This window comes from Nostoc sp., from assembly GCF_036919815.1.
Lineage (GTDB): Bacteria > Cyanobacteriota > Cyanobacteriia > Cyanobacteriales > Nostocaceae > Nostoc.
In genome coordinates, this window is sequence record NZ_JBALCE010000027.1 from 25,626 (window position 1) to 50,106 (window position 24,481).

The 24,481-nt window shown below is 41.1% G+C and carries 22 protein-coding genes; 15 read left to right on the forward strand and 7 right to left on the reverse strand.

What is annotated here, in order from left to right:
• Positions 1 to 8 precede the first annotated feature (8 nt).
• Positions 9 to 1,073: a YheT family hydrolase gene (locus V7K15_RS07585; RefSeq protein ID WP_334904466.1), complete on the reverse strand. Its 1,065-nt coding sequence runs from the start codon at positions 1,071 to 1,073 to the stop codon at positions 9 to 11.
• A 159-nt stretch (positions 1,074 to 1,232) separates the two neighbouring features.
• Between V7K15_RS07585 and V7K15_RS07590 the strand changes: the two genes are divergently transcribed.
• From V7K15_RS07590 to V7K15_RS07610, 5 genes are all read left to right on the forward strand, one after another.
• Complete coding sequence (locus tag V7K15_RS07590) at positions 1,233 to 1,976, forward strand: response regulator transcription factor (RefSeq protein WP_334904468.1); 744 nt, start codon at positions 1,233 to 1,235, stop codon at positions 1,974 to 1,976.
• 406 nt (positions 1,977 to 2,382) lie between these two features.
• A complete protein-coding gene (locus tag V7K15_RS07595; RefSeq protein WP_334904470.1) occupies positions 2,383 to 2,694 on the forward strand; it encodes a DUF4258 domain-containing protein in 312 nt (103 codons plus the stop codon).
• Positions 2,694 to 2,933 carry a YgiT-type zinc finger protein gene (locus V7K15_RS07600; RefSeq protein ID WP_334904472.1) on the forward strand — a complete coding sequence of 80 codons (240 nt, stop codon included), beginning with the start codon at positions 2,694 to 2,696 and terminating at the stop codon, positions 2,931 to 2,933. Before V7K15_RS07595 ends, V7K15_RS07600 begins: the two co-directional genes overlap by 1 nt.
• 172 nt (positions 2,934 to 3,105) lie before the next feature.
• Entirely contained in the window at positions 3,106 to 3,357 is a 252-nt protein-coding gene (locus V7K15_RS07605; RefSeq protein ID WP_334904474.1) for a DUF433 domain-containing protein, read from the forward strand.
• 14 nt (positions 3,358 to 3,371) lie between these two features.
• A complete protein-coding gene (locus tag V7K15_RS07610) occupies positions 3,372 to 3,719 on the forward strand; it encodes a DUF5615 family PIN-like protein (protein ID WP_334904475.1) in 348 nt (115 codons plus the stop codon).
• A 426-nt stretch (positions 3,720 to 4,145) separates the two neighbouring features.
• Here V7K15_RS07610 and V7K15_RS07615 read toward each other — a convergent pair whose 3' ends face one another.
• Entirely contained in the window at positions 4,146 to 4,937 is a 792-nt protein-coding gene (locus tag V7K15_RS07615) for an SAM hydrolase/SAM-dependent halogenase family protein (RefSeq protein WP_334904477.1), read from the reverse strand.
• Positions 4,938 to 5,084: 147 nt separating this feature from the next.
• Here V7K15_RS07615 and V7K15_RS07620 point away from each other — a divergent pair, with 147 nt between their 5' ends.
• From V7K15_RS07620 to V7K15_RS07630, 3 genes are all read left to right on the forward strand, one after another.
• The gene (locus tag V7K15_RS07620) at positions 5,085 to 5,990 is read left to right on the forward strand and encodes a hypothetical protein (protein ID WP_334904479.1); all 906 of its coding nucleotides are present in this window, start codon (positions 5,085 to 5,087) and stop codon (positions 5,988 to 5,990) included.
• A 14-nt stretch (positions 5,991 to 6,004) separates the two neighbouring features.
• Entirely contained in the window at positions 6,005 to 7,927 is a 1,923-nt protein-coding gene (locus V7K15_RS07625; RefSeq protein ID WP_334904481.1) for an Hsp70 family protein, read from the forward strand.
• Positions 7,928 to 8,108: 181 nt separating this feature from the next.
• Positions 8,109 to 8,933 (forward strand): zinc-dependent peptidase, encoded by an 825-nt coding sequence (locus V7K15_RS07630; protein WP_334904483.1) that lies wholly within the window; start codon positions 8,109 to 8,111, stop codon positions 8,931 to 8,933.
• A gap of 13 nt (positions 8,934 to 8,946) precedes the next feature.
• Here the strand turns inward: V7K15_RS07630 and V7K15_RS07635 are convergent, their stop codons facing one another.
• Both V7K15_RS07635 and V7K15_RS07640 read right to left on the reverse strand, forming a co-directional pair.
• Positions 8,947 to 9,591 (reverse strand): class I SAM-dependent methyltransferase, encoded by a 645-nt coding sequence (locus V7K15_RS07635; RefSeq protein WP_334904485.1) that lies wholly within the window; start codon positions 9,589 to 9,591, stop codon positions 8,947 to 8,949.
• A 26-nt stretch (positions 9,592 to 9,617) separates the two neighbouring features.
• Positions 9,618 to 11,225, reverse strand: coding sequence for a hypothetical protein (locus V7K15_RS07640; protein WP_334904486.1), 1,608 nt, complete (start codon positions 11,223 to 11,225; stop codon positions 9,618 to 9,620).
• 709 nt (positions 11,226 to 11,934) lie between these two features.
• Here V7K15_RS07640 and V7K15_RS07645 point away from each other — a divergent pair.
• The 5 genes from V7K15_RS07645 (at position 11,935) to V7K15_RS07665 (ending at position 18,142) form a co-directional block, all read left to right on the forward strand.
• On the forward strand, positions 11,935 to 13,539 hold the full coding sequence (locus V7K15_RS07645) for an ArnT family glycosyltransferase (RefSeq protein WP_334904488.1): 1,605 nt from the start codon (positions 11,935 to 11,937) through the stop codon (positions 13,537 to 13,539).
• A 77-nt stretch (positions 13,540 to 13,616) separates the two neighbouring features.
• Entirely contained in the window at positions 13,617 to 14,084 is a 468-nt protein-coding gene (locus tag V7K15_RS07650) for a MarR family winged helix-turn-helix transcriptional regulator (protein WP_334904490.1), read from the forward strand.
• Between the two features lie 134 nt (positions 14,085 to 14,218).
• On the forward strand, positions 14,219 to 15,715 hold the full coding sequence (locus V7K15_RS07655; RefSeq protein ID WP_334904492.1) for an HlyD family secretion protein: 1,497 nt from the start codon (positions 14,219 to 14,221) through the stop codon (positions 15,713 to 15,715).
• A 231-nt stretch (positions 15,716 to 15,946) separates the two neighbouring features.
• Positions 15,947 to 17,527, forward strand: a complete 1,581-nt coding sequence (locus V7K15_RS07660) for a DHA2 family efflux MFS transporter permease subunit (protein ID WP_334904494.1) — start codon at positions 15,947 to 15,949, stop codon at positions 17,525 to 17,527.
• Positions 17,528 to 17,575: 48 nt separating this feature from the next.
• A complete protein-coding gene (locus tag V7K15_RS07665; RefSeq protein WP_334904496.1) occupies positions 17,576 to 18,142 on the forward strand; it encodes a Uma2 family endonuclease in 567 nt (188 codons plus the stop codon).
• Here the strand turns inward: V7K15_RS07665 and V7K15_RS07670 are convergent.
• Both V7K15_RS07670 and V7K15_RS07675 read right to left on the reverse strand, forming a co-directional pair.
• Positions 18,139 to 18,288: a hypothetical protein gene (locus V7K15_RS07670; RefSeq protein ID WP_334904498.1), complete on the reverse strand. Its 150-nt coding sequence runs from the start codon at positions 18,286 to 18,288 to the stop codon at positions 18,139 to 18,141. The genes V7K15_RS07665 and V7K15_RS07670 overlap by 4 nt on opposite strands.
• 171 nt (positions 18,289 to 18,459) lie before the next feature.
• Complete coding sequence (locus V7K15_RS07675; protein ID WP_334904506.1) at positions 18,460 to 19,689, reverse strand: tetratricopeptide repeat protein; 1,230 nt, start codon at positions 19,687 to 19,689, stop codon at positions 18,460 to 18,462.
• 511 nt (positions 19,690 to 20,200) lie between these two features.
• On the opposite strand from V7K15_RS07675, the gene V7K15_RS07680 reads away from it, so the two are divergent.
• Positions 20,201 to 20,989, forward strand: a complete 789-nt coding sequence (locus V7K15_RS07680; RefSeq protein WP_334904500.1) for a sensor histidine kinase — start codon at positions 20,201 to 20,203, stop codon at positions 20,987 to 20,989.
• Between the two features lie 21 nt (positions 20,990 to 21,010).
• On the forward strand, positions 21,011 to 23,485 hold the full coding sequence (locus tag V7K15_RS07685; RefSeq protein ID WP_334904502.1) for an EAL domain-containing protein: 2,475 nt from the start codon (positions 21,011 to 21,013) through the stop codon (positions 23,483 to 23,485).
• 127 nt (positions 23,486 to 23,612) lie between these two features.
• On the opposite strand, the gene V7K15_RS07690 is transcribed toward V7K15_RS07685, so the two are convergent.
• Complete coding sequence (locus V7K15_RS07690; protein ID WP_334904504.1) at positions 23,613 to 24,116, reverse strand: hypothetical protein; 504 nt, start codon at positions 24,114 to 24,116, stop codon at positions 23,613 to 23,615.
• Positions 24,117 to 24,481 lie beyond the last annotated feature (365 nt).

Sequence of the window (24,481 nt, forward strand, 5' to 3'; positions counted from 1 at the left end):
ATTACGAATTACGAATTACGCTGATGTTCCAACCATTGTAAAACCCGATTCCATGCCCACCACAGGTCAGAGTCTTGTACTTGGCGCTGGCAATCTTTGCTGCTCAAATAGCCAACATGCCCACCGTACTGAGTGAGCAACAAATCTATTACGGGATTGCGATCGCACGCTTCTTGTAATTCTGGTATGATCGCTGGGTCAAAAAGTGGATCATCAGCAGCATATAAAATCAAAGTCGGTTTCGAGATTTGCGGCAATATTTGTAAAGCACTACTAGCTTGGTAATATGCTTCTACAGAAGAAAAACCTAGTCGGTTAATTACCAGCTCATTGTCAAAACCCCAAATACTGTTCGCCCGTTCAATCGCTGCTGGGTCAATGCTTCCAGGATGAGCATCATGTATTCGCCATGCCAGTTTTTTTAAATTCTGTGCAATCCCTGCTTCCAAATATCTGCCGAAGGGCTTTCTAACTAGATAAGATAGCGATCGCTCCGAATCCAAACTCGGACAAACTACCATACTACCGCCAATATCGCTATCTTCTAGTCCTAAATCTCCATGCTCCCTAATCACCTCAAGAGCGACCTTTACCGCCCATAGCGCCAATTGCCCTCCTAAAGAATACCCTGTAAACCAAAATTTCTCTGGACATCCCATTGCCTTAGCAGCAGCAGCGATGCGAACAAAATCTTCCCCCTCATACAGTCCATCGGAAGTTAGAGTCGGCGACAATTGGGCAGTTTTGCCGTGGGCACGCCAATCAAATAACACCACAGCGTATCCTTGAGCGTAGGCTTTACGTCCTAGCACTCTCAAAAACCATTCTGTCTCTAACTCTCCAGTAATGCCATAAGTACCAATAATCGTGCTATGAGCATTTTCAGGGATAGCAACCAAGCCAAAAATTGGCACACCTTGGCCACCAACAAAGATTTTCTCGTGATAAGAAGGTTCTGGTAATTGAATAGTACTTTCCCAGTAACGTTTTCCCCACAAAGCGGTGTATACAGTCATCATCAGACCGTTTTGTAAAAACCAAGACGGATTGTAGGGGGGAGTATAACACATCATAGACTATAAGATTTCGTGTAGTTGAGTCTTGATTTCATAGTCATTTAATCTTAATATTTATGTAAGATTTAAAAACCTTTTCATAATCGACTCAAAAATCTTTGTATCTATACAAAGGTTCTTATTTATCCTTAATCAAGTAGTAAAAATTTTTTCAGAATGCCGAGGATTCTTGTCATAGACGATGATCCAGCGATTTCCGAACTAGTTGCCGTCAACTTAGAAATGGCTGGTTACGATGTAAGTCAAGCTGAAGACGGCATTAAAGGTCAAGCGCTGGCTCTCCAGCTACAACCAGACTTGATCATGCTCGATTTGATGTTGCCCAGGGTAGATGGGTTTACCGTTTGTCAACGCCTGCGTCGTGACGATCGCACCTCTGAGATTCCGGTGTTAATGTTAACGGCTTTGAGCCAAACTCAGAACAAGGTGGAAGGCTTCAATGCTGGCGCAGATGACTACCTCACCAAGCCTTTTGAACTTGAAGAAATGCTGGCGCGGGTACGGGCACTTTTGCGGCGTACTGACCGCATACCCCAAGCAGCAAAGCATAGTGAGATTTTGAACTATGGCTCACTGACTCTGGTTCCCGAAAGATTTGAGGCAATATGGTTCAATGACACGGTGAAATTGACTCATTTGGAATTTGAGTTACTTCACTGCTTGCTGCAACGCCACGGTCAAACGGTTTCCCCCAGCGAAATCCTCAAAGAAGTTTGGGGCTACGATCCCGATGACGACATTGAAACGATTCGAGTCCATATTCGCCACTTGAGAACCAAGTTAGAACCAGATCCCCGTCACCCCCGCTATATCAAGACAGTGTATGGCGCTGGATATTGTCTGGAGTTACCGGGTATACCTCCATCAATTGAAGGGGCTTCAGTAACAGTCGTGGAATGAAATCACGCTAAATTTCCTTAAACTTTCCTATTTAGTTAAGCTTGTTGCTGAGATTTTCCGGTTTGTAGAGACGTTGCAATGCAACGTCTCTACTATTGACAGGTAAACTATTTTATATCAAGGCTATTAGAGCTTATACTGATTTTTACCCTTGAGCTAAAACGTGCTGCATATTACAATTACGGATTACGATTCGGGATGAGGTGGCGAATCGGGCAGCGATCGCAGCATTTATGGCAAAATATATTACCAAGCCGTTTGAGTATTTTGAAAATGTGGTGGGGGTGGAGATTAATTTTAATAAGGTGTTTTATAAGCCGTAAAAATTGCGGAGTGTTGAGGATATTTTGGGAGAAATTGCGGCGCTTGATGAGGAATTGAGGGATCTGGAGCAGTTGATGATCTGATGAAATCTTTGCAGGAGATCCAAAATGAATTACAGGCTGGAAATTTTGAATTTACGCGCCATGCTTTTAAGAGAGCGATCGAGCGCAATATTAGTGAAGCAGAGATCAGAGAAGCGAGTGTAACCGTGGAGGTAATTGAAGATTATCCAGACGATAAATATTCACCTAGTTGTCTAATCTTGGGATTTACCCAAAAAAACCGAGCTTTACATATTCAGGTTTCAAGGATCGAATCTGATGTAGTTAAAATCATCACACTGTATGAACCAGAACCTATGCAATGGACTGATTATAGAAGGAGAATTCACTAATGTTTAAATGTCATGTTTGTGGTTCAGGAGAGTCTCATACAGAATATGTCAGTGAAGTTTTTAATATTCAGGGAAAATTTCATTTAGTTGAAAATATTCCGGCTACTGTTTGCTCTCGCTGTGGGGAAGAGGTTTTTAGCAGAGAGACAACTGAGCGAATTCGGGTAATGTTGTACGGTGAAGATAAGCCGGTTAGATCGATTTCTTTGGATGTCTTTTCTTATGATGAAGCCGTTTGAGTATTTGGAAAATGATGATGTGGTTCACGAGTTGTAATGCGTTGCGTCGTGGTTTTTGATACTAATTTATTTAGAGTAATAATTATGACTGAGGCAGAGCATGAGGAGTTTATTAATCATGTGGTTCATAATTGATGATTAAAAATTAATAATTAAAAATGGAGGATTTGTCATGTCAGTTACTAATGAGGCGTTATTGTCAAGAATTACATTTAATCCCGATATTTTTGGTGGTAAGCCAATTATTCGAGGTTTGAGGATTTCAGTGGCGATGATTTTGGAGCTTTTGTCTAAGGGTGTGGCGATGCAAGAAATTTTGGATGATTATCCAGATTTGGAAATGGCTGATATTCATGCAGTGTTGCTTTATGCTTATCGACTTGTAGCTAATGAGGATATTTTTGAAAGGGCGACTAAAGCGTAATTATGAAATTTTTAATGGATGTAAATGCAAGTGGAGCTTTATCGGGGTTATTGCTAGATTTAGGTCATGATGTTGCTTGTGTACGTGATGTTAATAGCAAAATGAGTGATAGCGAGATTTTGGATTGGGCTGTCAGAGAGAAACGCATTATCATTACGACGGACTCTGATTTTGAGCAAATAATTTGGCTACAGGAAAGACAACATTGTGGAGTTTTAAGATTAGAAAATTTGCCCCGCTCAGAAAGAATAGCTCTATTGCAAGAGATTTTGGATAGTTATGTTCAAGATTTAGAAGCTGGAGTCGTGGTAATTGCAACTCAACAAAAAATTAGGATTCGTAGGAAAGTATTTGATAGTTGAAAATGAAAAGTTATAAATTATCAATTAAAAAGTATTCATTTATCAGTAGAATAGATTTAAGTATTTTCATTATTCACTAGCTTAAGTAGCTAATGCTATATTATTTATTACAAACTAGTCATATTAAAGCTATCTAGCCAGCGTACATACGCTGAAATATGTCTCAACTATATGCAAGATTTCTTATAACATTGAGCGCAATTTTCCAGTAAAAAGATGAAGAAACCACACAACTTGAGTTAATTACATCAGTCCTCATGTGATTACAGGGTGAAATGAGCAGACAAGTGTTCATTTCACCCCTATTGGTAACGTTAAAGTCTTAGTCAACGCAATGATAACAATAACTTCAGTAAGCTACGCGCAGCGTCTCATAGAGAAGCGACTGACCGCACTATGATGGGCATCAGAAGCTTTATCAGTAGTTCACGCAATTTGAGTTACTTGCTGATTCACACGGGGACGGCCAAAGCGCTCCCAAGCACTCCCTCCTCGCAGAAACAGTTCTAGGAAGCGCAATGGTTCTCCTGAATCGCCTCTTGACCAACCGGAACTACCAGGAGCAAAGGCTAAAGTTCCTTCAGACACCTTGAAGCTGCCATCAGAATACACCGCATCACTGACCACATCTCCAATTCGGATCACGATCTTGGTTTGAGGCTCGAAGTTAACTGTATGCGCCGCAATCGTTGTTTTGATGTTGCCGTAGCCATCAATCCAGGCAATTCGATCTGGTGGAACATCTGGGATTTGCTCACAAGAAAGGTCATCTCCCAGAAGGCTAAAATCGTTACCGATAATCGCCGCCGCCGCCGGAGGAAACACATCCCGCGAACGAAACTGCGATCCCCCACGAGAAACGTTGACCACTCGCAACTCCTTTGTATGGTCTTTGATAAAGGAGAGGGTGTAGCCCGCATTCACACCCACTACTTTTACACCATTGGATAAAAGCGCATAAGTTAGTCCTTCACCTTCATTGTCCCGACGGGCTTCGGGATCATCTTGACGAGGGGCACAGTTATGATAAATTAAGCGATCGCCAGGCCCTGGATTAAGTCCCAGTTGGGCAATCCAAAATCCCGTTGCCAAGGTACTGAATGCTGGAACCGAAAGCAAATGAATTTGGGCATCGGGTAAAGCCATCAGCAGACGTTGTGTGACTTCTGTAAATGCCGGATCTCCTGTACCGTAATCTGCAATGACACAGATAAACATTCTGTTCCTCCTTTGTTAGGGTAGTAATTTGCAATCAACCTAATTATGAATTATGAATTATTCGGTCATCATGTGATTAGAGAGTGAAATGAACATTTGTCTGCTCATTTCACCCCTATTAGTAACCTTAAAGTCTTAGTCAACGCAATGAAAACAATCACTTCACTTTTTAGCGAAGAACGCAAGCAACTCCAGACAGATATTGATAACACAACCAACATTGAGCAGATAGTTAAGCTGGTTCAGAACCGACTCGATCATCTCGAAAGAATTTACATTGAAAAGCTGAATCTGGCTCAAGTTCGTCTGGCTTCCTTTTTCCTGGATACACTGCGGCAGTCTATCGCCACTCTCGCGGCGGCTAATTATCTTCAAGTTGCTCCCACAGAGCAAAGGCAAATTACTAATCCAGCTACAAATTTTTTTGCCAACAGATTAATCTTGAAACTGCTACAGGGACTAATTTATATAGGCATCTTAGGCTCGTTATTCTCCTTAACTAAAACTACCCCAGGTGCATGGATGGCTATCTTATTAGCCTCTATACTTCTAGGACTAGAAGTTGTGCTTCAACTCGACTTAAACAACCAGCAAAATTCCATGTCTGAAAAGCTATTGGAATTACCTCAACCTATTGTCCGGGTTGATAGCAAAGTATTTCTAGATCACCTTGGCGATGCTCTCAACACTATCGACCTCGCAGTAGCTAGAGTAGAAGAATCGAATAAATATGAAGATGACTTAGGAATAGAAGAACTACCAGAGCTATTGAATTTTCTGCAAAGGCTAATGGGCGCATCAAAACTTGATAAACCTCAAATGGCTTATGAACTTGCCAAACTTCTGCCACAGATTTTAATGTCTCAGGGAATTAACGCTCAAATTTACCGAGCAAATGACCCTCACAGCGATCGCGGGTATTTTGACTTTGAGCCAAGTATCGACCCCGATACCAAAGATCATGTAACTCTAACTCCGGCTTTGTTGAAAGGCGATCGCTTAATTAGGCGCGGTCGGGTAATTGAGCCAACATATTCCTCTTCTAGAGAATAATAGACAATAAGGGTATGGAAATTTTAGAAACAATCGGTTTTGATTTGGGACACGGTGAAACGGCTGTAGCTAAAGCGATAGTGGAAAGCATCGAACCCCCCCAGATGCTAGAGGTTAATAACAAGAAGAACCAAATTACAGCTCTTGGTTGGCATCCCAAACTCGGTTATCTTGTCGGAGAACAAGCATTAATTCAAGCTGGCGTTACCCAACTGACAATCACTTTCAAGCAAAAACCAAACAACGATCCCAAATATCGGGAAACAATTAGTACTTTTGTCGCAACCTACTACCGCCTTTTGAAAGAAAGTAAACAACTTGAAGGTGGGGAAGGTAGCTATTTTTACATTGGTTGCCCTTCAGGATGGTCAGTTAGCGATCGCTCCGAATACCAAAAGATCCTTCAAGAAGCCGGCATTCCCCGACTAAATGTTGTACCGGAATCGCGGGCTGCTTTCATGCAAGCCAAGGAAGCCGGGAAGCTGGAGTATGACAAACTTCTGGCATCGGTGCTAATTGTTGATATTGGTTCTTCAACCACAGATTTTACTCTGGTTAAAAGCTTAGAAGAAATCCCGATAGACTTCGGGAGTAATACTTTAGGTGCATCCCTAATTGACAAGGCTATTTTTGCCCGTACTCTCACCAACCACGAGCAAAAAACATTACTCGAAAAAGTATTTGAGGAATATCCGCATCACCAAGCTCGTTGTGAACTTGCTTGCCGCAAAGCTAAAGAAGATTACTTTTCTAATGAACAACTATACAGCGATCCTGAATCCTTTGCGCGTGGCTTCGAGTCGATCAACGAACAGATTTATTTTATTCCCCAAGTTAATAAAGTGATCATGGAGGAAATTTTAAATCAACCCTTGCCTGAACTAGAACTTCATAGCTGGATGCGATCGTTTCACGACTCTTTAATGGAGGCGAAAGAAAAGCTGGAAAACCTTGGAATCGTCCCGAAACTTGTGCTGATGACTGGCGGTGCATCTCGGATGAAGTTTACGCACTTTCTTTGTCAGGAAATGTTTCCCGAACCAGAAACGCTGCTTCGCCCTGATCCGGAACCGGAACGTTGCATTGCAATGGGTTTAGCACGAGTAGGAAGATGGGATTTGCGTGCTACTGCTTTTAAAGAAGAAGTCAACAAACTATTTACCTCGAATCAGCTTAAAGGTTTGATTGAGAGGCATATCCCGGAGTTAATTGAATCACTAACTAAGCCTTTGACAGATGGCTTGATTGTCAATGCAGTTAAACCAGGTTTAAAAGATTGGCAAAAAAACAAAATACGGACTTTAGCAGATTTGGAAATATCTTTGATCAGTCGCGCAGAACAGTGGCTCAAAAGCGAACGCGCTGTGCAGATAATTAATTATCAATGCGCTTTATGGTTTAACAATAAAATACAACCAGATTTAGCCGCACAAACCGATCCAATATGTCGAAAGTTTCAGATACCTAGAAGCAGCTTAAGATTTGAGGATAGCATTGACCCAAATTTTGTTAACCCAGAGCTACGAATTGGAGATGCAATCATTGCTGAGACAGTAGCGTTTATCGTCAATGTAATAATTGGTGGAGGCACTGTGGCTAGTATCATTACTTTAATACTAACTGGACATTTAACCTGGCCGATTGCGCTAGTATATGGGGCTTCAGTTATGGCGGCAGGAATGGAGCTAAATCGCAAGAACGTTCAAGAAGTAATCAAGACAAATGTGGATGTACCTAGTTGGATTCGTTCTAGTTTTTTGGGTGACAAAAAAATCGAGGATATGTGTGAGCAAATAAAGCCTGAGTTAGAGAAAGTTCTTCAAGAACAACTGATAGCGGATCAACAGGCTTTTGACAAACTGATTGACAAAGTTGAGCAAGGGCTTCAAAAAAGCCTTTCCACCAAAGTTCAATCTTGTATAATTCTGATTCAATAGCGGTGATGTGTGCCAGTAAATTAGACTTTGGCCTCTCTCCAAACCTCTCTCCTTTTAGGAGAGAGGCTTTGAATCTTACTCCCCTTCCCTTGTAGGGAAGGGGTTGGGGGTTAGGTCTATATTGCATTAAACTGCAAACTGCTATACCAGTGAATTAAATATATAAACTGCTCAAAAGTCAATGATTAAAACAATAATTTTCTTTATCATCATTGGGCTAATTATCACTGGAATTTTAGTCAATCCCATTCTAGTCAAAAGGCGAAGAAACCGTCTTAAACATCGCCCTTTCCCTCCGCTTTGGAATGCCATTATTGAGAATAATCTTCCCATTTATCCCTGTCTTTCTCCCGATGAAATCAGACGACTTAAGGGACATATTCAAGTGTTCTTAGCAGAAAAGCAATTTATTGGCTGTAGAGGGTTACAGGTGACGGAGGAAATGAAATTGACCCTTGGGGCGATCGCCTGTTTACTCCTACTAAATGAACGTGGGCAGTACTTCCCCAGACTTCGTTCAATTCTGGTGTATCCCAACGCTTATTTTGTTGAGGAAACGACTTCCATCGGAAATTATGTTGTTGAAGAAACGCGTGTGGCAAGACTGGGTGAATCGTGGACAACTGACCAATTAGTAGTGTCTTGGGAACAGGTGAAACTAGACAGCACTAACTGGAGGGATGGACGTAACGTTGTGCTTCATGAATTCGCCCATCAGTTGGATCAAGAAGATGGTAAAGCTGAAGGAGTTCCGATACTGCAACGCAATTCAGATTATCCTATTTGGGCGAAGGTAATGACAGAAGCATATCAGCAACTTTGTAATGATGTTCTACAAGGTGTAAAAACGGTAATGGATAGCTATGGTGCAACGAATCCCGCAGAATTTTTTGCCGTTGCGACTGAGACATTCTTTGAGAAACCGCACCAATTGCTATCCAAACATCCGGCACTTTATGAGCAACTGCAACGTTACTATCAATTAAATCCTGTGCAATGGGCGTGAAGTACCACTTGGCTTAACTCCGGTAAGCTATAACGGCATAAAACGGATCTCCTCCAGCTGCACCCAACCACTGTAAGAAATTCGGTAATGTTGACTTATGAACTATAACTTCTGCGGTTGTAAATCCTGGAACTGAAGCAAAGTAGGCTTTGACTAATTCCACTCGTTCTGCTTCTGAAGCCTCTCGCCAAGCTTGAATTGCCTTTTCAAAAAACATCCGGTTAGAAAAGCTGATAATTGCCACACCACCGGGTTTTAAGATGCGGTAAATTTCGGAAAATACTGCTTCTGGATATTGCACATACTGCACAGATACGCAATTGATAACAGCATCAAAATCTTCATCTGGCAAAGGTATCTGCGGATTTTCGTTAATATTTTGCACAAAAGAATGATTTAAGCGGGGATTTCGTGCTAGTTCCTCTGCGTTGAGTCCGTGTCCCTCCACATGGTCAAACTCTATCTCTTCTGGCAGATGAGACACCCAACTGCTCATCATATCAAAAATGCGGGTGTTGGGTTTTAGGCGATCGCGATATAAATCTGTTAGCTGTTGAATAAATCCTTCATCTACATGGGTGACAAAGCGGGGATAGGCATAGAACAGTTTATCGTCTGTGTCGTCTAATTTCAGGCGTTGATTCGGTCTTAACTGCATAAATCTCTTTTAATTATGAATTAGGTTCAAGTCCTGCTTAGGGTTTTGATACATTCTGTTTTGAGAAGGACTAAATTATCCGTCTCCAAAACTGCACAAGAGTTCATTAATGTTGCTAACACAGGTAAAGCCTTCTGTAACTTTGCATTCGCTTGTTGTGCTGCTGGCTGATATTGTTGTAACCAAGTGTTTTTAGTTATATATTCTGGCATGAATGCAGAACGTTCTAATAGCCAAAAAGTTACGTGGTATTTTTGGATAAATTCTTTAATCTGGTTAATATCTTCAGTATATTGGGCATTAATAAGGTCAACCATCCTCTGGCGAAATTGAGCGTAATATTTTGTATGAATCGGTAAAGCATATTCTTTCCCCACCAAAATTGTTCTTTGAGTAAAGATAGGTATGTTATCTGCTTCCCCAGAAGTAGAGGCTATGACAATATTTTGCGGTTGCTTTTGCAAAAAATTATATAATGTTGGGACTTTGCCCTCTAGATAAGGGGTTTTAGGAAAAACTTTTAAGCTGAAGCTGCTAGGATACAAAACGAGTCCTGCACCAAAGATCATAATAGTCCCCAAGATTAAAATTTGTCTCCCATTTTGTCTCGACCATTGAAGTGTAGCATCTAAAATCAAGGTAATAGAGATTGCTGCTGCGATCGCAAGTACCATCTTAAAAGTATGATGGGTGTAGCGGCTAGGCCAGTGCAGTTGAAAAGCTAAGGCATGGGCAGTAAAAAACATTATTAAACTAGCTACTACTACCTGTAGTAATAGTTTGACTTCATCCTTTAGTTGCTTGCTAAGGAGAAAGTTAGACTGGAATTTCAAGATAATTGGTAATAATAAACCAAATAATAGTTGAGGAGGTGAAATTAAAGCAAGAAAACCGCTATCTCTACCAAAAAGCCAATAATTAATAATATTATCACTAAAATAGCTGACTCTTCCTCCATGCCAGTAGTCCGGCATAGTTCTGGCCACAGCAGCAGTAATTGCCGGGCCAAATTGTGATGATTGAATGGCATAAGGTAAAATTACAATACCAGCAATCATCATCGCTGCTGCAAATAAAATAAAATCTTTTCGGTTCTGAGAAATAGTTATCTGCCCATTTTGCCAGTGAAATAATCTCAGAGCTAAAATTAATAAATCCACAAAACCTATTAAAGGGTATATTAAACATTGGAGTGCAAGTACAATTAATATACCTAAACCATAAGACCGGATTAAATAATATATAAAAGCTAAAAATAGGGGATAAATAAAATCTCTAGGAGTAGCCGAAAATAGGTCATCATGCATACAAAGACTTTGATTTAAAAGTAAAGATGCGATAAACCCCACCATTGGCACTGGTAATATCTCCATACAGACTAGAAAGCAATAGCTAGTTGTAATTAGTCCCAGTACTATTGGAAAAATTTTGCTAAAGAAAGTTAGATCGATATGTAAAGCCGCAATTATTTTATAAAGAATACCATATCCAATTGGTGTCACCGACTGAAAATAATCAGCGATTAAATCTCCAGGAAATAAATCTGGGTTAAAGTAACGATACATCCAAGAAATATATTCGCGTGCATCGTCGCTGACTATATATTTACTACTGAAAGCTTGTCGCAACCCCATAAGAATATAACCAACAGCAAAAGTTAGACTTAGACTGTACCAAAATATGATAGTGAATCTACATTGATTTTGTCTGCTATTTTGAGTAATAGGTGTTATTAAAAGTTTTTGTAATTGGGGAATTAGCATTGTCTGCGTCTATGTCTGAATAAATCGTCTTAATTAGGAAAATCAAAAGCTTTCTTCAATTTTTCTGATTGTACAATCTTCAAGTACTAAGTAAATTTCACCGTAAAAGAGGTTCGGAAATATTCAGACTTCATGTTGGGTTTCATGTTGTCTACCCAACCTACGAATAGACATCTCCAGAAATTAAATATGCGTTACACAGAACCCTTGTAGAGACGTCGCACTGCGACGTCTCTACATTCTTTTTCGGAGATGTCTAAGAGGTTGTTTGAAAAGTCCTCTTGTCGGTATCAAAACATTTTAGCTCCCCCTAAATCCCCCGATAAATTGGGGGACTTTGATTCCGGTTCCCCCCTTTTTAAGGGGGGTTAGGGGGGATCAAAGTGCCTAAAATCACAGCCAAATACTTTTCAAACATCCTCTAATGATTAAATTCCATACCCGTTGCTTGCCCATGCAAGATTTTAGCTAGAACTTGTGCAACGCTTTTCTGATCAGTCATAAGTTGATAATATATAATTATTAGCTTGTGCTACTTGATTATACTTAGATTTGGGTTCACGATCGCCCTTAAAAAACTTTGCGATTTACTTATTTTAGTTTGTTAGTTTGGATACTGCCCTTATTACTATTTAATTCTGGGCAAAATAGTCTAATGGCACATGATGAAGGGCTTTACGCATCGCGTGCGCGTCTGATGTTTGATTCTGGTGATTGGATAGCTCCTTGGGAAAAGCCACATCATAAAACCCCTGGCCCTTATTGGTTAATTGCCAGTTCTTACAAGCTCTTTGGTATCAGTGATATTAGTGCGCGTCTTCCTAGCATGATTGCTGGCATTTTTAGCTTATGGCTTGTGTATGAAATCGGCAAAATTATGCTAGGGAAAAAATTAGCTTGGCTAGCTGCTGCAATCTTAAGTGTGGAATTTCTCTGGCTGCAATACTGCCGCTTAAGTACACCTGATGTACCGATGGTTTTCTTGGTACTTTTAGCGATTTGGTCTTTAATAAAAACGGAATTACATCCGAAATATCGCTATTTGTGGAGTTTTCTAGCTGGTTTCAGTTTAGGTTTAGGCTTCTTAGTCAGAAGCTTTATGATTTTTTTGCCAATTATAGCTTTATTCCCTTATTTAATTGGGGAACATCGCCGTCATCGTCATCTTACTAACCCAATTTTATATTTAGGCTTTTTCATAGGTTTAATACCTACTGCTGTTTGGCTATGGTTAAGCTGGCTGCGCTATGGAAATCAGAGTTTTGAGGAGTTGTTCAAGTTTGTTGTGCAGCTAGGTTCTGAGGATCGTTATAATAATGGTCCCCTGTTCTATATATGGAATATCCCTTTAATAGCATTTCCTTGGGCTTTTTTCGGGATTTTAGGTTTAATTTTGACTCTCCGCCGTCCCATTGTTCGCTACCAGTTAATATTAGTTGGCTTTCCACTTGTCTTATTTTGTGAACTTAGTATTTTTACTACTCGTTTCCCTCACTATAGTCTTTGCCTTTATCCGTTCATCGCTTGGTTGGCATCTGTAGGTTTAAACTGGCTAGGCAATATTTACCAAATAGAAATTCCCCCACAATTACCTTCTCAAAAGGCGAAAAAAAATATATTAAACCTTTTTGCAAAGAAGAATCTTCCTCGAAATCTCAGTTATGGCTTTGGTGGCTTAGGTGTTTTACTGGTAATAGCAAGTATTGGCGTTCTTACTTGGGGCGGTTCTGATATCCGCAAGTATGCAACTATTGGCTTGTCTATGGGCTTGGGTTGGTTAATTTTGCCTGTGGTGTGGATTAGTCGTTACCACTTTGGCAAAAAGTTTCTCACATCTGATTACTGGATTGCAGGTTGGTTAATTCCCTGTTGGCTAGCTTTGGCAACGATGGGTAGCATCGGTCTACTAAGTGACTATAACCCGGTTTTGAGAACTTTTTTACAACAAAGCGCGATCGCCTCAATTATTCAAACTCATCCTATCTACTTTGTGGAAATAGACGCCAAAACCAAAGTACTGCTTAATTTCTATTTTTATACTCGCCCCCAACCAGTAGCTTCTCTTTCTCAAGTACCAGCTTTGGGCTATGTTTTGATCTATAATGAGCAATCCCCGAAATTATCTCGCCCTCACCGGATTATTGGTACAGGAAAAGAGTACCAGTTGATTCAAGTTCTTCCCTAAGAGAGATGGAAAGCCACTCTTGCTAAATCTAATAAGTCCAAGTAAGATAATAGTACGCACCCTAACTATTATGGCAAATGGTTTCTACATCTAATCAGTCCCCAGCTTTAGAGTCGTGGCAACAAAATCTCGCACCATACAATTTGGGCTACAGAATCAAATTACTCTCGCAACTCGTTGGTCGCAAGTTTACTGAGAGGCTAGAACCCTTTGGACTGACGCCATTTCACTGGTTGGTGCTGTGCTGTCTTTGGCAAGAAGATGGTTTACCTACTTCTAGTATTGGGGACAAACTCAAACAAGTGGGAGGGACTTTAACAGGCGTATTAGATCGGATGGAAGAACGCGGCTTGGTGCGCCGAGAACGCGACACCCACGATCGCCGCATCTGGCGGATCTGGCTCACGGATGCAGGTAAGGAACTAGAGGCTGTCTTACCGCCAATCGCCGCAGGCGTGCGTGATGAAGCGATGGACGGTATTTCCTTTGCTGACCGGGAACTGTTTTCCCAAATCTTGAATCGCGCGATCGCTAATCTCTCCTAAAGATTATCCCATAATCACCCGACCGGGTGAGGCACTGTGAAGATTTATTTTGAGATAATATTACGCATACTAAGGAAATAAAGTTTTTTTCAGAAAATATTACGCATTCTAAATAAACGAGTATCAATCAAATTATGCAACGGACAACAAGGGAGTTAACAATCATGGGCGCTAATACTTTGAACGGACGCAACGGACACAAGATGCCAATTTTAGAAAAACAAGTGATTCCTGATTTAGAGACTTTAGAAACTGTAACAGCAAAGACATCCGCAACAGCAGAAGCGCCTGTTGTAACTCCTGAGATCGAGAAAGAAGTTCCAGCGAAGCTGAAAAAACCGACTGGTTTAATTTTGGCAGCATTAGCTGTGGGTGCGATCGCGGCAGGTACTTTTGGTTATCACTACTGGCAATATGCCTCCACCCACCAGGAAACAGATAACGCCACGGTAGCCGGAAACATTCACCAAATTAGTAGCCGCATTCCCGGAACTATAAGTCAGGTGCTTGTGAATGATAACCAACTGGTGCAACCGGGACAATTGTTAGTAGAGTTAGATCCACGGGACTATCAAAGTAAAGTACAACAAGCAGCAGCTGCGCTAGAAAATGCGCGTGGTCAGGCGCAAGCCGCCCAAGCAAATATTGCTTTAAGTTCACAAACCACCACTGGTAAGACAACTCAGGCGCAGGGGGATGTCAGTGGTGCAGTAGCAGCAATTTCTACAGCCCAAGCAGCAGTACAAGAAGCCCAAGCTGGGATACCGGCGGCGCAAGCTGAAGTCAGACTAGCCCAAGCCGGGATTCCTGCGGCCCAAGCGCAGGTAGCGCAAGCAAATGCGAATTTGGAAAAAGCTAAAACAGATTACAATCGTTATAACCAGTTGTATCAAACAGGTGCGATCGCTCGTCAGCAGTTAGATAGCGCTAAGGCAGCTTATGATGTAGCTACGGCACAAAAAAACGCCGCTATTCAGGGAGTAGAACAAGCCCAAGCCAAATTATCCTCCGCGAAAGTTGGTGTCGCCAAAGCCCAGTCTCAACTAGCACAAGCGCAAGAAAATGTCACCAACGCCCAAGCTAAATTGGCAGCATCCAAGGGAGGATTGCAACAAGCTACCGCCGGCGGACAAGATACAACAGTAAAACGTAGTCAATACGATGCGGCAAAAGCGGCGATCGCGCAATCAGAAGCATCGCTCAAAGACGCACAATTGCAACTATCTTATGCCAATGTTACCGCCCCCAGTGCTGGACGCATAGGTAAGAAAAACGTGGAAGTTGGCAACCGAGTCCAATCGGGAACACCATTAATGGCGATCGTCGATAACAACTATTGGGTAGTTGCGAACTTTAAAGAAACCCAATTAGAAAAGATGCGGCCAGGAGAACCAGTAGAAATCAAGCTGGATAGTTTCCCTCATCATACCTTTATTGGTCGTGTTGACAGTGTTTCGCCAGCTTCCGGCGCTCAGTTTGCTTTATTGCCACCGGATAACGCTACAGGTAACTTTACTAAAGTTGTCCAACGCATCCCAGTAAAAATAGTTTTCGACCAAAAGAGTATTCAAGGGTACGAATCGCGGATTACTCCTGGGATGTCTGCGGAAATTGCTGTGGAAGTTAAGTAATACCATGTCCGCTAAATTACCCATAGAACCCCACCCCGCCTTTGACTTACGTCAAATTCTCCCCTCCCCGTAGGCGGGGAGGGGCTGGGGGTGGGGTGTTAGGGACTTTTTTTTGCAAGAGGTCTAATGAGCTTTTCTATAGTATTCATATTTTAATTTCGCGGCGCAGAGAGAAAGATAAGATTTCATAATAAGATTTTTAATAGTTAACTTTGAAATAGGAAAAACACTATGGCTAATACAGGTGTAATTCGTCAGCAAGCACCACCAGAACGTGTCCCACTAAAAACTTGGATTGGTGTATTAGCCAGTATGCTTGGTGCATTTATGGCAGTATTAGATATTCAAATAACTAATGCTTCGCTGCAAGATATTCAAGCAAGTTTAGGAGCAACTCTAGAAGAAGGTTCTTGGATTTCTACGGCGTATCTCGTTGCAGAAATTGTGGTAATTCCTTTAACAGGATGGTTATCACGGGTGTTTTCTCTGCGACGTTATCTGTTAGTGAATACTGCACTATTTATTTTCTTTTCTATATGCTGTGGTTGGTCGTGGGATCTCAATTCCATGATTTTCTTTCGGGTCTTACAAGGTTTTAGTGGAGGAGTATTAATTCCCACCGCTATGACAGTTGTATTAACGACTTTACCTCAATCTAAGCAATCAATCGGGCTGGCTGCATTTGGCTTTAGTGCAGTTTTTGCACCCTCAATTGGCCCGACATTGGGAGGTTGGTTAACAGAAAATTTTGGTTGGGAATACAACTTTTATATAAATGTAATTCCAGGGGCATTAATGCTGGCTGGGGTTTGGTATGGAATTAAGCAAGAACAACCCCAAATTAATTTACTGAAACAAGGTGACTGGTGGGGAATTATTGCAATGGCTATTGGATTAGGTTCCCTGCAAGTTGTTTTAGAAGAAGGTAGTCGCAAAGATTGGTTTAGTTCAACGCTGATTGTGCGCTTAAGTGCGATCGCGGTAATTTTTTTAGCCGTGTTTTTCTTTATAGAATTAACTCGTAAACAACCATTTATTAATTTACGGCTTCTACTTAAGCGGAACTTTGGTTTAGCGAGTATTGTCAATGTGTCGCTGGGAATAGGATTGTATGGTTCAATTTATATTTTACCTCTGTATCTCACCCAAATTCAACAATACAATGCGCTGCAAATTGGTGAAGTATTAATTTGGGCTGGTATTCCCCAACTGTTTATTATTCCTCTGATACCCAAATTGATGCAACGTATTGATGTGCGATTAATGGTGGCTGTTGGTGTGACTTTGTTTTCCATCAGTGCGTTTATGAACTCTGGAATGACTAATCAAACAGGACTAGATCAGTTACGGTGGTCGCAATTTGTGCGTGCAATGGGACAACCTCTAATTATGGTGCCGCTTAGTTCTATCGCCACTGCTGGATTGAGTCAGAAAGAAGCAGGTTCAGCGAGTGGTTTATTTAATATGATGCGGAATCTGGGCGGTTCTATAGGAATTGCATCTTTAGCAACTTTATTAACTAACAGAGAGCAATTCCACTCGAATCGATTGGGTGATGGAGTATCTTTATATAACCCAGAAACTCAACAGCGAATTGACCAAATGACACAATATTTTATCAGTCATGGATCAGATTTGAGTACAGCACAAAATCAGGCGATCGCATCCATATCTAACATTGTCCGCCGGGAAGCATTTGTAATGGCTTTTAACGATTGTTTTTACTTTATTGGCATTGCTTTGTTACTCAGTGGCATTGCCATTTTATTCTTGAAAAAGGTGAAGCCAACTGGTGGCGCTGTCGCGCATTAAATTTGTTCTATGGGTTACAATATTTGATAAAACTACTAAGGTATTAAAATGGTGATTAGCCAAAGTGAGTACTATATTTCTCCAGAAGAATATTTAGAAGGCGAAAAAGTAAGTGAAATCAAACACGAGTATATTGATGGACAAGTCTACGCAATGGCAGGGGCAAGTGATGCCCATGTTACAGTTACCATGAATGTATCTATGCTGTTACGGAACCATCTCCGGGGTAGTAGTTGCCGTGTTTATATGTTAGATATGAAAGCACAAATTGATGTCATAAATCGCTATTTCTATCCTGATGTAATGGTAACTTGCGATATCCGAGATAAAGAATTTGAATATTTTAAGTGCTATCCTAGCTTAATTATCGAAGTGCTTTCTGAGTCAACAGAAGGCTATGACAGAGGAAAGAAATTTGCCAGCTACCGACACTTAGAATCACTACAAGAATATGTGCTAATTTCCCCAGACAAAATGGGTGTGGAATGCTTCCGCCGCAATGAAGAAGGACATTGGGTACTTTACCTTTATGAACAAGAAGAAGTGCATTTAGCTAGCGTTGATTTTCGTTGTGCGATCGCAGCTATATATGAAGATGTCTCATTAGTATCCTAATCCAACATTTCTGGGTCAATTCCTAAAGTATTAAGTTCTTCAACAGAGAGCGATGTCTGCGACGGGCTACGCCTACGCAATTTCTCTACAATTATCTCCCGCTTATCTCGCTCAACTTCCGCGACTTCACGAATTTTACTCCTCAACGATATAGCGCTTCTGGGTTGAGTGCAATACAGACCTAACCCCCAGCCCCTTCCCTACAAGGGAAGGGGAGTAATATTCAAAGCCTCTCTCCTAAAAGGAGAGAGGTTTGGAGAGAGGTCAAAGTGTATTGCATATAAACGAGAAGCGCTATAGTACTTCGTTAATATTCGCTACAAATTTGCTTTCGAGACTTTTTCAATTTGCCCAGTAAAGTATGCTTCCTCATATTTAAGTTGTTGCGCTAGTTCTAAGCCTTTTTTAAAAGCTGTTAGTGCTTGAGGAAACTCTTTGCGTTCTAGATACAATTGCCCAATTTGATCATAAGCTTGCATCATCCCGTAAAAGTTGGTGGCTTGCGTCTGTGTCTGCACAAGAATTTGGCTAGCCTGCAAAGCCTCGTCTGTTTGTCCTTGAGAACGATAGAGCGCAATTAACTTTTGCAAAGCTTCACCAGCACGAACATATTCCTGTAATTGCCAAGCAGTAGTATAAGCTTCTTGATAATTTTTAAAAGCTTCTAGCAGTAAGTTAGGATCTTTCTTGGCTAGAGATTCATAATCTGAAGCGATCGCTAGCTTTAATTCTGGTATTTCAGTAAGATTATTTTCATTGACGTAAATTTCTGCTAGTTTATTAAGTACATTTAATGACTGCTGCGGTTGTTTTGTCTGCTCGTAAATGTCAGCCAGTCGTTGCAGATATGTTACCTCGTTTACACGTTCGCCTTGAGAAGTCGCTAAAGCCAACAATTCCTCGTAGATTGGGGCGGCTTTGCGATAATCAAACCAACTCAAATGTAGTTCTCCAATTGTCTTAAGCATTTCTACTAGTGCTATGGGATTTTTTTGCTGTCGCACCACTAACAAAACTTGGCTGTAAGCTTCTAGAGCTAGTTTAGGCGATCGCACATTTTGGTAAGCTTGTCCTAGCGATCGCCACAATTGTAGATCAATTTCGGCAGTTGTTTTCTGAGATTCTGCCTGCTTTTGAATTGCTTGCAATCGCTGCGTAATATATTGTACTTCGGGGCCGTCGTTTTCCTTCCAGGCGATCGCCCCGACTCGTGATAAGGCTTGCACTTCTGCTAATGAACCTAAAAAGCGTCGCAAGCGCAGTTCCCGGTTCCAAATTTCAAACGCCGCCACCTCATCCCCTGCTTGCAGTTTCGCCCCTGCTTCTTGGTTTAAGGCATCCAGCGCTGGTTCTAACTTTTGCTGTTCTTCAAGAGTTAACGACTGTTTATCCTTGGGCAAACGTGGCAGCAGTGGATCGGGTGTGGTAATTTCTAGGGGACTAGGAGGAAATTTATCCGGTGGTATAGGCTTTTTACTCTCTGCCAGCGTCAAGGAACTGTTAAAGAGTATAGCGGCAGTAACAATCACAATTAAGCGCCTGAGCATGGGTACTTTACTTTGCCTTGAGTTAGTTGTGTGAGTTGACATTGCCTACCACATTAACATAACTTATGCAAGCGAAAATCTCTGGAAGTTAACTACGTAAATATACTTAATTACTGAACAAAACTTATTATTTTTCTTCCCATGACTCCGAAAATATACGCTCCCAATAATTAACTAATGTAGATATCCTTTATGAAAGGTTGTTTTAAAAGCCCCGCAAGGTATAATTTTGCCGTTCTGACTTAGGTCAACTGCGACGAAAAAACAAGGTTTCAGCCATGTACTGAGATGCTTCGCCGTACTCACCATGAGAGCAAAAGACCCTTAGGACTTACGCAAAACTACAGGCACTCAGGGGCAATACCCTGCGGTCAGCTAAAGCTACATGATTTGCCACTACCTAAAAATAAGGGTTTTGGCTATTGTTTGCGTAAGTCCTGTCTACGAAACGCGCAAGGGACAGGTATAGTTTACGACACTTCAGTGTCAGCAGATTATGGAGGATGTCTGAATGCTCACTACAGTTAGAGATAACGAAGAGAATGAGTTCTTGAAACAGCTGTTGATAGAGGCGAACACCAGCACTCATCAAACAAATTTGCTGACTATTTTTGGCAGCATGCTAGCTTCTGTTATCGTCAGTTTAGCGTGTAAACAATCAGAGGAGCAGATTAAAGCATTGCTTCAAGAAAAAGAAGTGCTATTGAAAGAAATTCATCACCGCGTAAAAAATAATTTGCAGATTATTTCTAGTCTGCTAAGTTTGGAAGCACAGTATCTCAACGATAATCGAGCCATTGAAGTATTAAAAGAGAGCCAGAACCGGATTCAATCAATGGCTCTAATCCACGACAAACTGTATCAATCTAAAGACCTAGCAAGGATTAATTTTGCTGAGTATATCCAAGACTTAATAACTAATTTGTTGCATTCATACAAACTTAATTCTACTGCTATTACCTTGAAAACCAAGGTTGAGGATATTTTCCTAGTTAATGATGCAGCTATTCTTTGTGGCTTGATTATCAATGAACTTATTTCAAATTCTCTAAAACACGCCTTTCCCCAAAGAGAATCAGGAGAAATTTATATTGAGTTTTGCTCCCTAAAAGCAAATTTATTTACACTTACTATCAGTGATAATGGCGTTGGTTTTGCCAAAGATTTTGACTTTCAGACTACAGAATCATTAGGTCTGCTATTAGTAAAGGGTCTCACAAATCAGCTAAAAGGGAACATTGATTTTAGCAATAATAACGGAGTAGAGTTTAAAATTACATTTTCGACCGAAAATTTATAATTTCTTCAATGAAAGAAAATCATGAGCAAAATAAATATATTAATTGTTGAAGATGAATTCATCGTGGCAATGGATATACGAAATCGGCTAGAAAAATTTGGATACACTGTTTTTGGGCTTGCCGATTCTGGAGAAGAAGCAATTGAGAAAGCAGCAGATAATTCTATAGATTTAGTTTTAATGGATATTATCCTCAAGGGAAAGATGGACGGTGTGGAGGCTGCCCAGATAATTTATAAAAATTTTGATATTCCAGTAATTTATCTCACTGTTGATTCAGATGAAAAAACATTAGAGCGTGCAAAAGTAACTAATCCGTTTGGCTACATTATCAAACCTTTCAAAGAAAAAGAATTAAAAGTTAATATTGAAATTACCCTATCCAAACATCGGATAGAAACAAAATTAAAACAGAGTGAACAATGGCTGAATACCGTACTTAAAAGTATTGGGGATGCGGTGATTACTAGCGACGCATTCGGAGCGGTGACTTTTATGAATCCTGTTGCGGAGGTAATGACGGGTTGGAAATATTCAGATGCCTTTGGTAAAGAAGCGACAGAAGTATTCAATATTGCTCATCAAAAGACTCGGATAAAAATTGAAAGTCTTATAAGACAAGTCCTTGAGTCTGGCGTTACTGTCCATTTACCAGAAGAAACGATACTTATTGCTAGAAACGGTGCAGAAATACCAATTGATGATAGTATTGCACCGATTAAAGATGACGATGGTAACATTACAGGTGCAGTTTTGGTCTTTCAGGATATCACCGAGCGTAAGCAGATATTGCAGGTACTAGGGCGGCGTGAGCAAGAATTCAAAGCACTAGTTGAAAATGCACCTGATATTATTTCCAGATTTAACACTGAATTACGCTACGTTTACGTTAATCCAGCTATTGAAAACATTACAGGAATATCAGCCGAAACATTTATCGGCAAAACAAACGCAGAGTCAAATCTGCCGTCAGAATTTTGCCAGATATGTGATCATCACCTCCAGCAAGTTTTCCAAACTAAGCAAGAGATGCAGTTTGAATGCAGTTTAGCGATCGCTTGGGAAACGAAACATTACCATACCCGTCTTGTGCCGGAATTGGCTAGCGATGGTTCAGTATATTTTGTTTTGAGTATCGCTCGCAATATTAGCGCTCTAAAAGTTGCCGAGGAGAAATTAATTTATAATGCCTTTCACGATCTACTAACCGGTCTGCCAAACCGCGCCTTATTTCTGCAACGCCTAGAACGTGCGATCATGTCGGCAAAACGACGTGTAGACTATACATTCGCTGTTCTATTTCTAGACCTAGATCGCTTCAAAGTAGTCAACGATAGTCTCGGTCATCTGATTGGTGATCAACTATTAACTGCGCTTGCTCGCATATTGGAAAGTTGCCTGCGCGGTGGAGACACAGTTGCCCGTCTAGGGGGAGATGAATTTACAATTTTGCTTGATGATCTCAAGAACATTAATGACATAACAAGGGTAGTTGAGCGGATACAGCAAGCTCTGAAATCTGCGTTCAAACTCAGTGGGAATGAGGTATTTACCACCGTCAGCATTGGCGTCGCCCTGAGCAATGCTAGTTACAACCTACCGGAGGAACTCCTACGCGATGCTGACATTGCAATGTATCAGGCTAAGAGATCGGGTAAAGGATGCCATAAGATATTTGAGTCAACCATGTACACCCAAGTAACGAAGCTATTAGAGTTAGAGATGGATCTACGACGGGCAGTGGAACGCCACGAGTTTCAGATTCATTACCAGCCAATTGTTTTGTTAGAAACTTACAAAATTATTGGCTTCGAGGCTCTGGTTCGTTGGCAGCACCCGCAACAGGGATTAGTTTTTCCAGACAACTTTATTGCACTGGCAGAAGAAACTGGGCTGATTATCCCTATTGGTTATTCGGTACTGCGCGAGGCTTGTCGTCAGATGCACGCTTGGCAAATACAATTTCCTGCTGATCCACCCTTGACAATCAGTGTAAATCTTTCCACTAAACAGTTTGCAGAACCTGCGCTGATTGAACAAATTAAGCAAATTCTCCAAGAGACTGGACTCGAAGGCAGCAATTTAAAACTGGAGATTACCGAAAGCGTACTTATGGCAAATATTCAATTAGCAACTTATATGATTTTGCAACTGCAAGAGATGAATATTGAATTACATTTAGATGATTTTGGTACAGGCTATTCATCTTTGAGTTACCTGCACCGGTTTCCAAGTACTGCCTTGAAGGTTGATCGTTCTTTTATTACCAAGATGGGTGCTAATGGAGAAAATTTAGAGATTATTCAGGCAATCATCACTCTAGCCGAAAGTCTAAATAAAGATGTAATAGCGGAGGGCGTAGAAACGGGGGAACAGATGACACAACTTAGAGCGATGAAATGCAAGTACGCACAGGGATATTTTTTCTCCCAAGGCGTGGATAGCAAGTCGATAGAGAGATTAATGAGATGTGATATTCATCTCAGAAAAGGATAGCAGCATCGGTAAATTGCCATTCACGAACACCTGGACTTTCCTGAAACCAGAATAGGACTTACGCAAGAGATATAGATTTCTCGTAAGGGCAAAGCATTGCTGTGCCCCTACCAACGTATTTGTATCATTAGCTAGCCCCTTGTCCCCCTATCTCCTTGTCGCCTTGTCCTCTTGGGTCTTTTTCTGCTCCGGCTCGTTCGCGTGTCAAGCTATCAATAGCATCACCTAAAGCAGTAGTTAGGTTATTGCGGGTTTGGGCGTGGTTATCCTGCTCAGTTTTTAAAGCTTGCAAAAGGCGATCGCGTTCTTTGATCACGGCGATCAGTTTAGCTTGCAACTCCTCCACAGATTTTAGTTGTTCTATTTCTTGTTGGTTTACTGTTACTGGTGTCCCAGTAGCCAGTGTCTCGACCTCAAGACCCTGGAGTTTATGGATGTCTGCCTTCAGGGATGCGATCGCCTGTTGGGAGAGTTGGGCATCTGTGCGGCGTTGTTCTGCTTCTGTGTTATAAAGCTGACGCCATTTTTGGGCACTTTCCCAAGCAGCATTGCGATCGTGTTGAAGTCCCGCCATCTGCTCTTTGAGTACTTGGATTTCTGTCAACCACTGTTGTGTTAAATCTTGATTCATAAGTCATTAGTCATAAGTCACTTGTACTGAGCGTTCGCGTAGCGTCTCGTAGAGAAGCCGTTGGCGCAGCCTCTCGTAAAGAAGTATTAGTCATTAGTCAGAAACTCAACCTCTGCTTCCTGACTCCCAGCAATTCTAGGTTAGTGGAGTACTAGTGAAAGCCAAAAGCATTTACGTAATTTTTTAACCTGGGACTCAAAAGTACTTTAAGTTATTTTCAGGTAAATAGACCATGCGGTAGGGATACACAAAAAGCTCCTGCGTGTCAACTTAAGGTAGAAGTTAGGTAAGAAAAGGGTTATAGGGTTGCCCTCATCCCCTAACCCCTTCTCCCAATATGGGAGAAGGGGAACTGGACAATTTGC

Bases quoted from the DNA above. Each gene is read 5' to 3' on its own strand.
- V7K15_RS07585 (WP_334904466.1), bottom strand. From the start codon at position 1,073: ATGATGTGTTATACTCCCCCCTACAATCCGTCTTGGTTTTTACAAAAC.
- V7K15_RS07590 (WP_334904468.1), top strand. From the start codon at position 1,233: ATGCCGAGGATTCTTGTCATAGACGATGATCCAGCGATTTCCGAACTA.
- V7K15_RS07595 (WP_334904470.1), top strand. From the start codon at position 2,383: ATGAAATCTTTGCAGGAGATCCAAAATGAATTACAGGCTGGAAATTTT.
- V7K15_RS07600 (WP_334904472.1), top strand. From the start codon at position 2,694: ATGTTTAAATGTCATGTTTGTGGTTCAGGAGAGTCTCATACAGAATAT.
- V7K15_RS07605 (WP_334904474.1), top strand. From the start codon at position 3,106: ATGTCAGTTACTAATGAGGCGTTATTGTCAAGAATTACATTTAATCCC.
- V7K15_RS07610 (WP_334904475.1), top strand. From the start codon at position 3,372: ATGGATGTAAATGCAAGTGGAGCTTTATCGGGGTTATTGCTAGATTTA.
- V7K15_RS07615 (WP_334904477.1), bottom strand. From the start codon at position 4,937: ATGTTTATCTGTGTCATTGCAGATTACGGTACAGGAGATCCGGCATTT.
- V7K15_RS07620 (WP_334904479.1), top strand. From the start codon at position 5,085: ATGAAAACAATCACTTCACTTTTTAGCGAAGAACGCAAGCAACTCCAG.
- V7K15_RS07625 (WP_334904481.1), top strand. From the start codon at position 6,005: ATGGAAATTTTAGAAACAATCGGTTTTGATTTGGGACACGGTGAAACG.
- V7K15_RS07630 (WP_334904483.1), top strand. From the start codon at position 8,109: ATGATTAAAACAATAATTTTCTTTATCATCATTGGGCTAATTATCACT.
- V7K15_RS07635 (WP_334904485.1), bottom strand. From the start codon at position 9,591: ATGCAGTTAAGACCGAATCAACGCCTGAAATTAGACGACACAGACGAT.
- V7K15_RS07640 (WP_334904486.1), bottom strand. From the start codon at position 11,225: ATGGGGTTGCGACAAGCTTTCAGTAGTAAATATATAGTCAGCGACGAT.
- V7K15_RS07650 (WP_334904490.1), top strand. From the start codon at position 13,617: ATGGTTTCTACATCTAATCAGTCCCCAGCTTTAGAGTCGTGGCAACAA.
- V7K15_RS07655 (WP_334904492.1), top strand. From the start codon at position 14,219: ATGCAACGGACAACAAGGGAGTTAACAATCATGGGCGCTAATACTTTG.
- V7K15_RS07660 (WP_334904494.1), top strand. From the start codon at position 15,947: ATGGCTAATACAGGTGTAATTCGTCAGCAAGCACCACCAGAACGTGTC.
- V7K15_RS07665 (WP_334904496.1), top strand. From the start codon at position 17,576: ATGGTGATTAGCCAAAGTGAGTACTATATTTCTCCAGAAGAATATTTA.
- V7K15_RS07675 (WP_334904506.1), bottom strand. From the start codon at position 19,689: ATGCTCAGGCGCTTAATTGTGATTGTTACTGCCGCTATACTCTTTAAC.
- V7K15_RS07680 (WP_334904500.1), top strand. From the start codon at position 20,201: ATGCTCACTACAGTTAGAGATAACGAAGAGAATGAGTTCTTGAAACAG.
- V7K15_RS07685 (WP_334904502.1), top strand. From the start codon at position 21,011: ATGAGCAAAATAAATATATTAATTGTTGAAGATGAATTCATCGTGGCA.
- V7K15_RS07690 (WP_334904504.1), bottom strand. From the start codon at position 24,116: ATGAATCAAGATTTAACACAACAGTGGTTGACAGAAATCCAAGTACTC.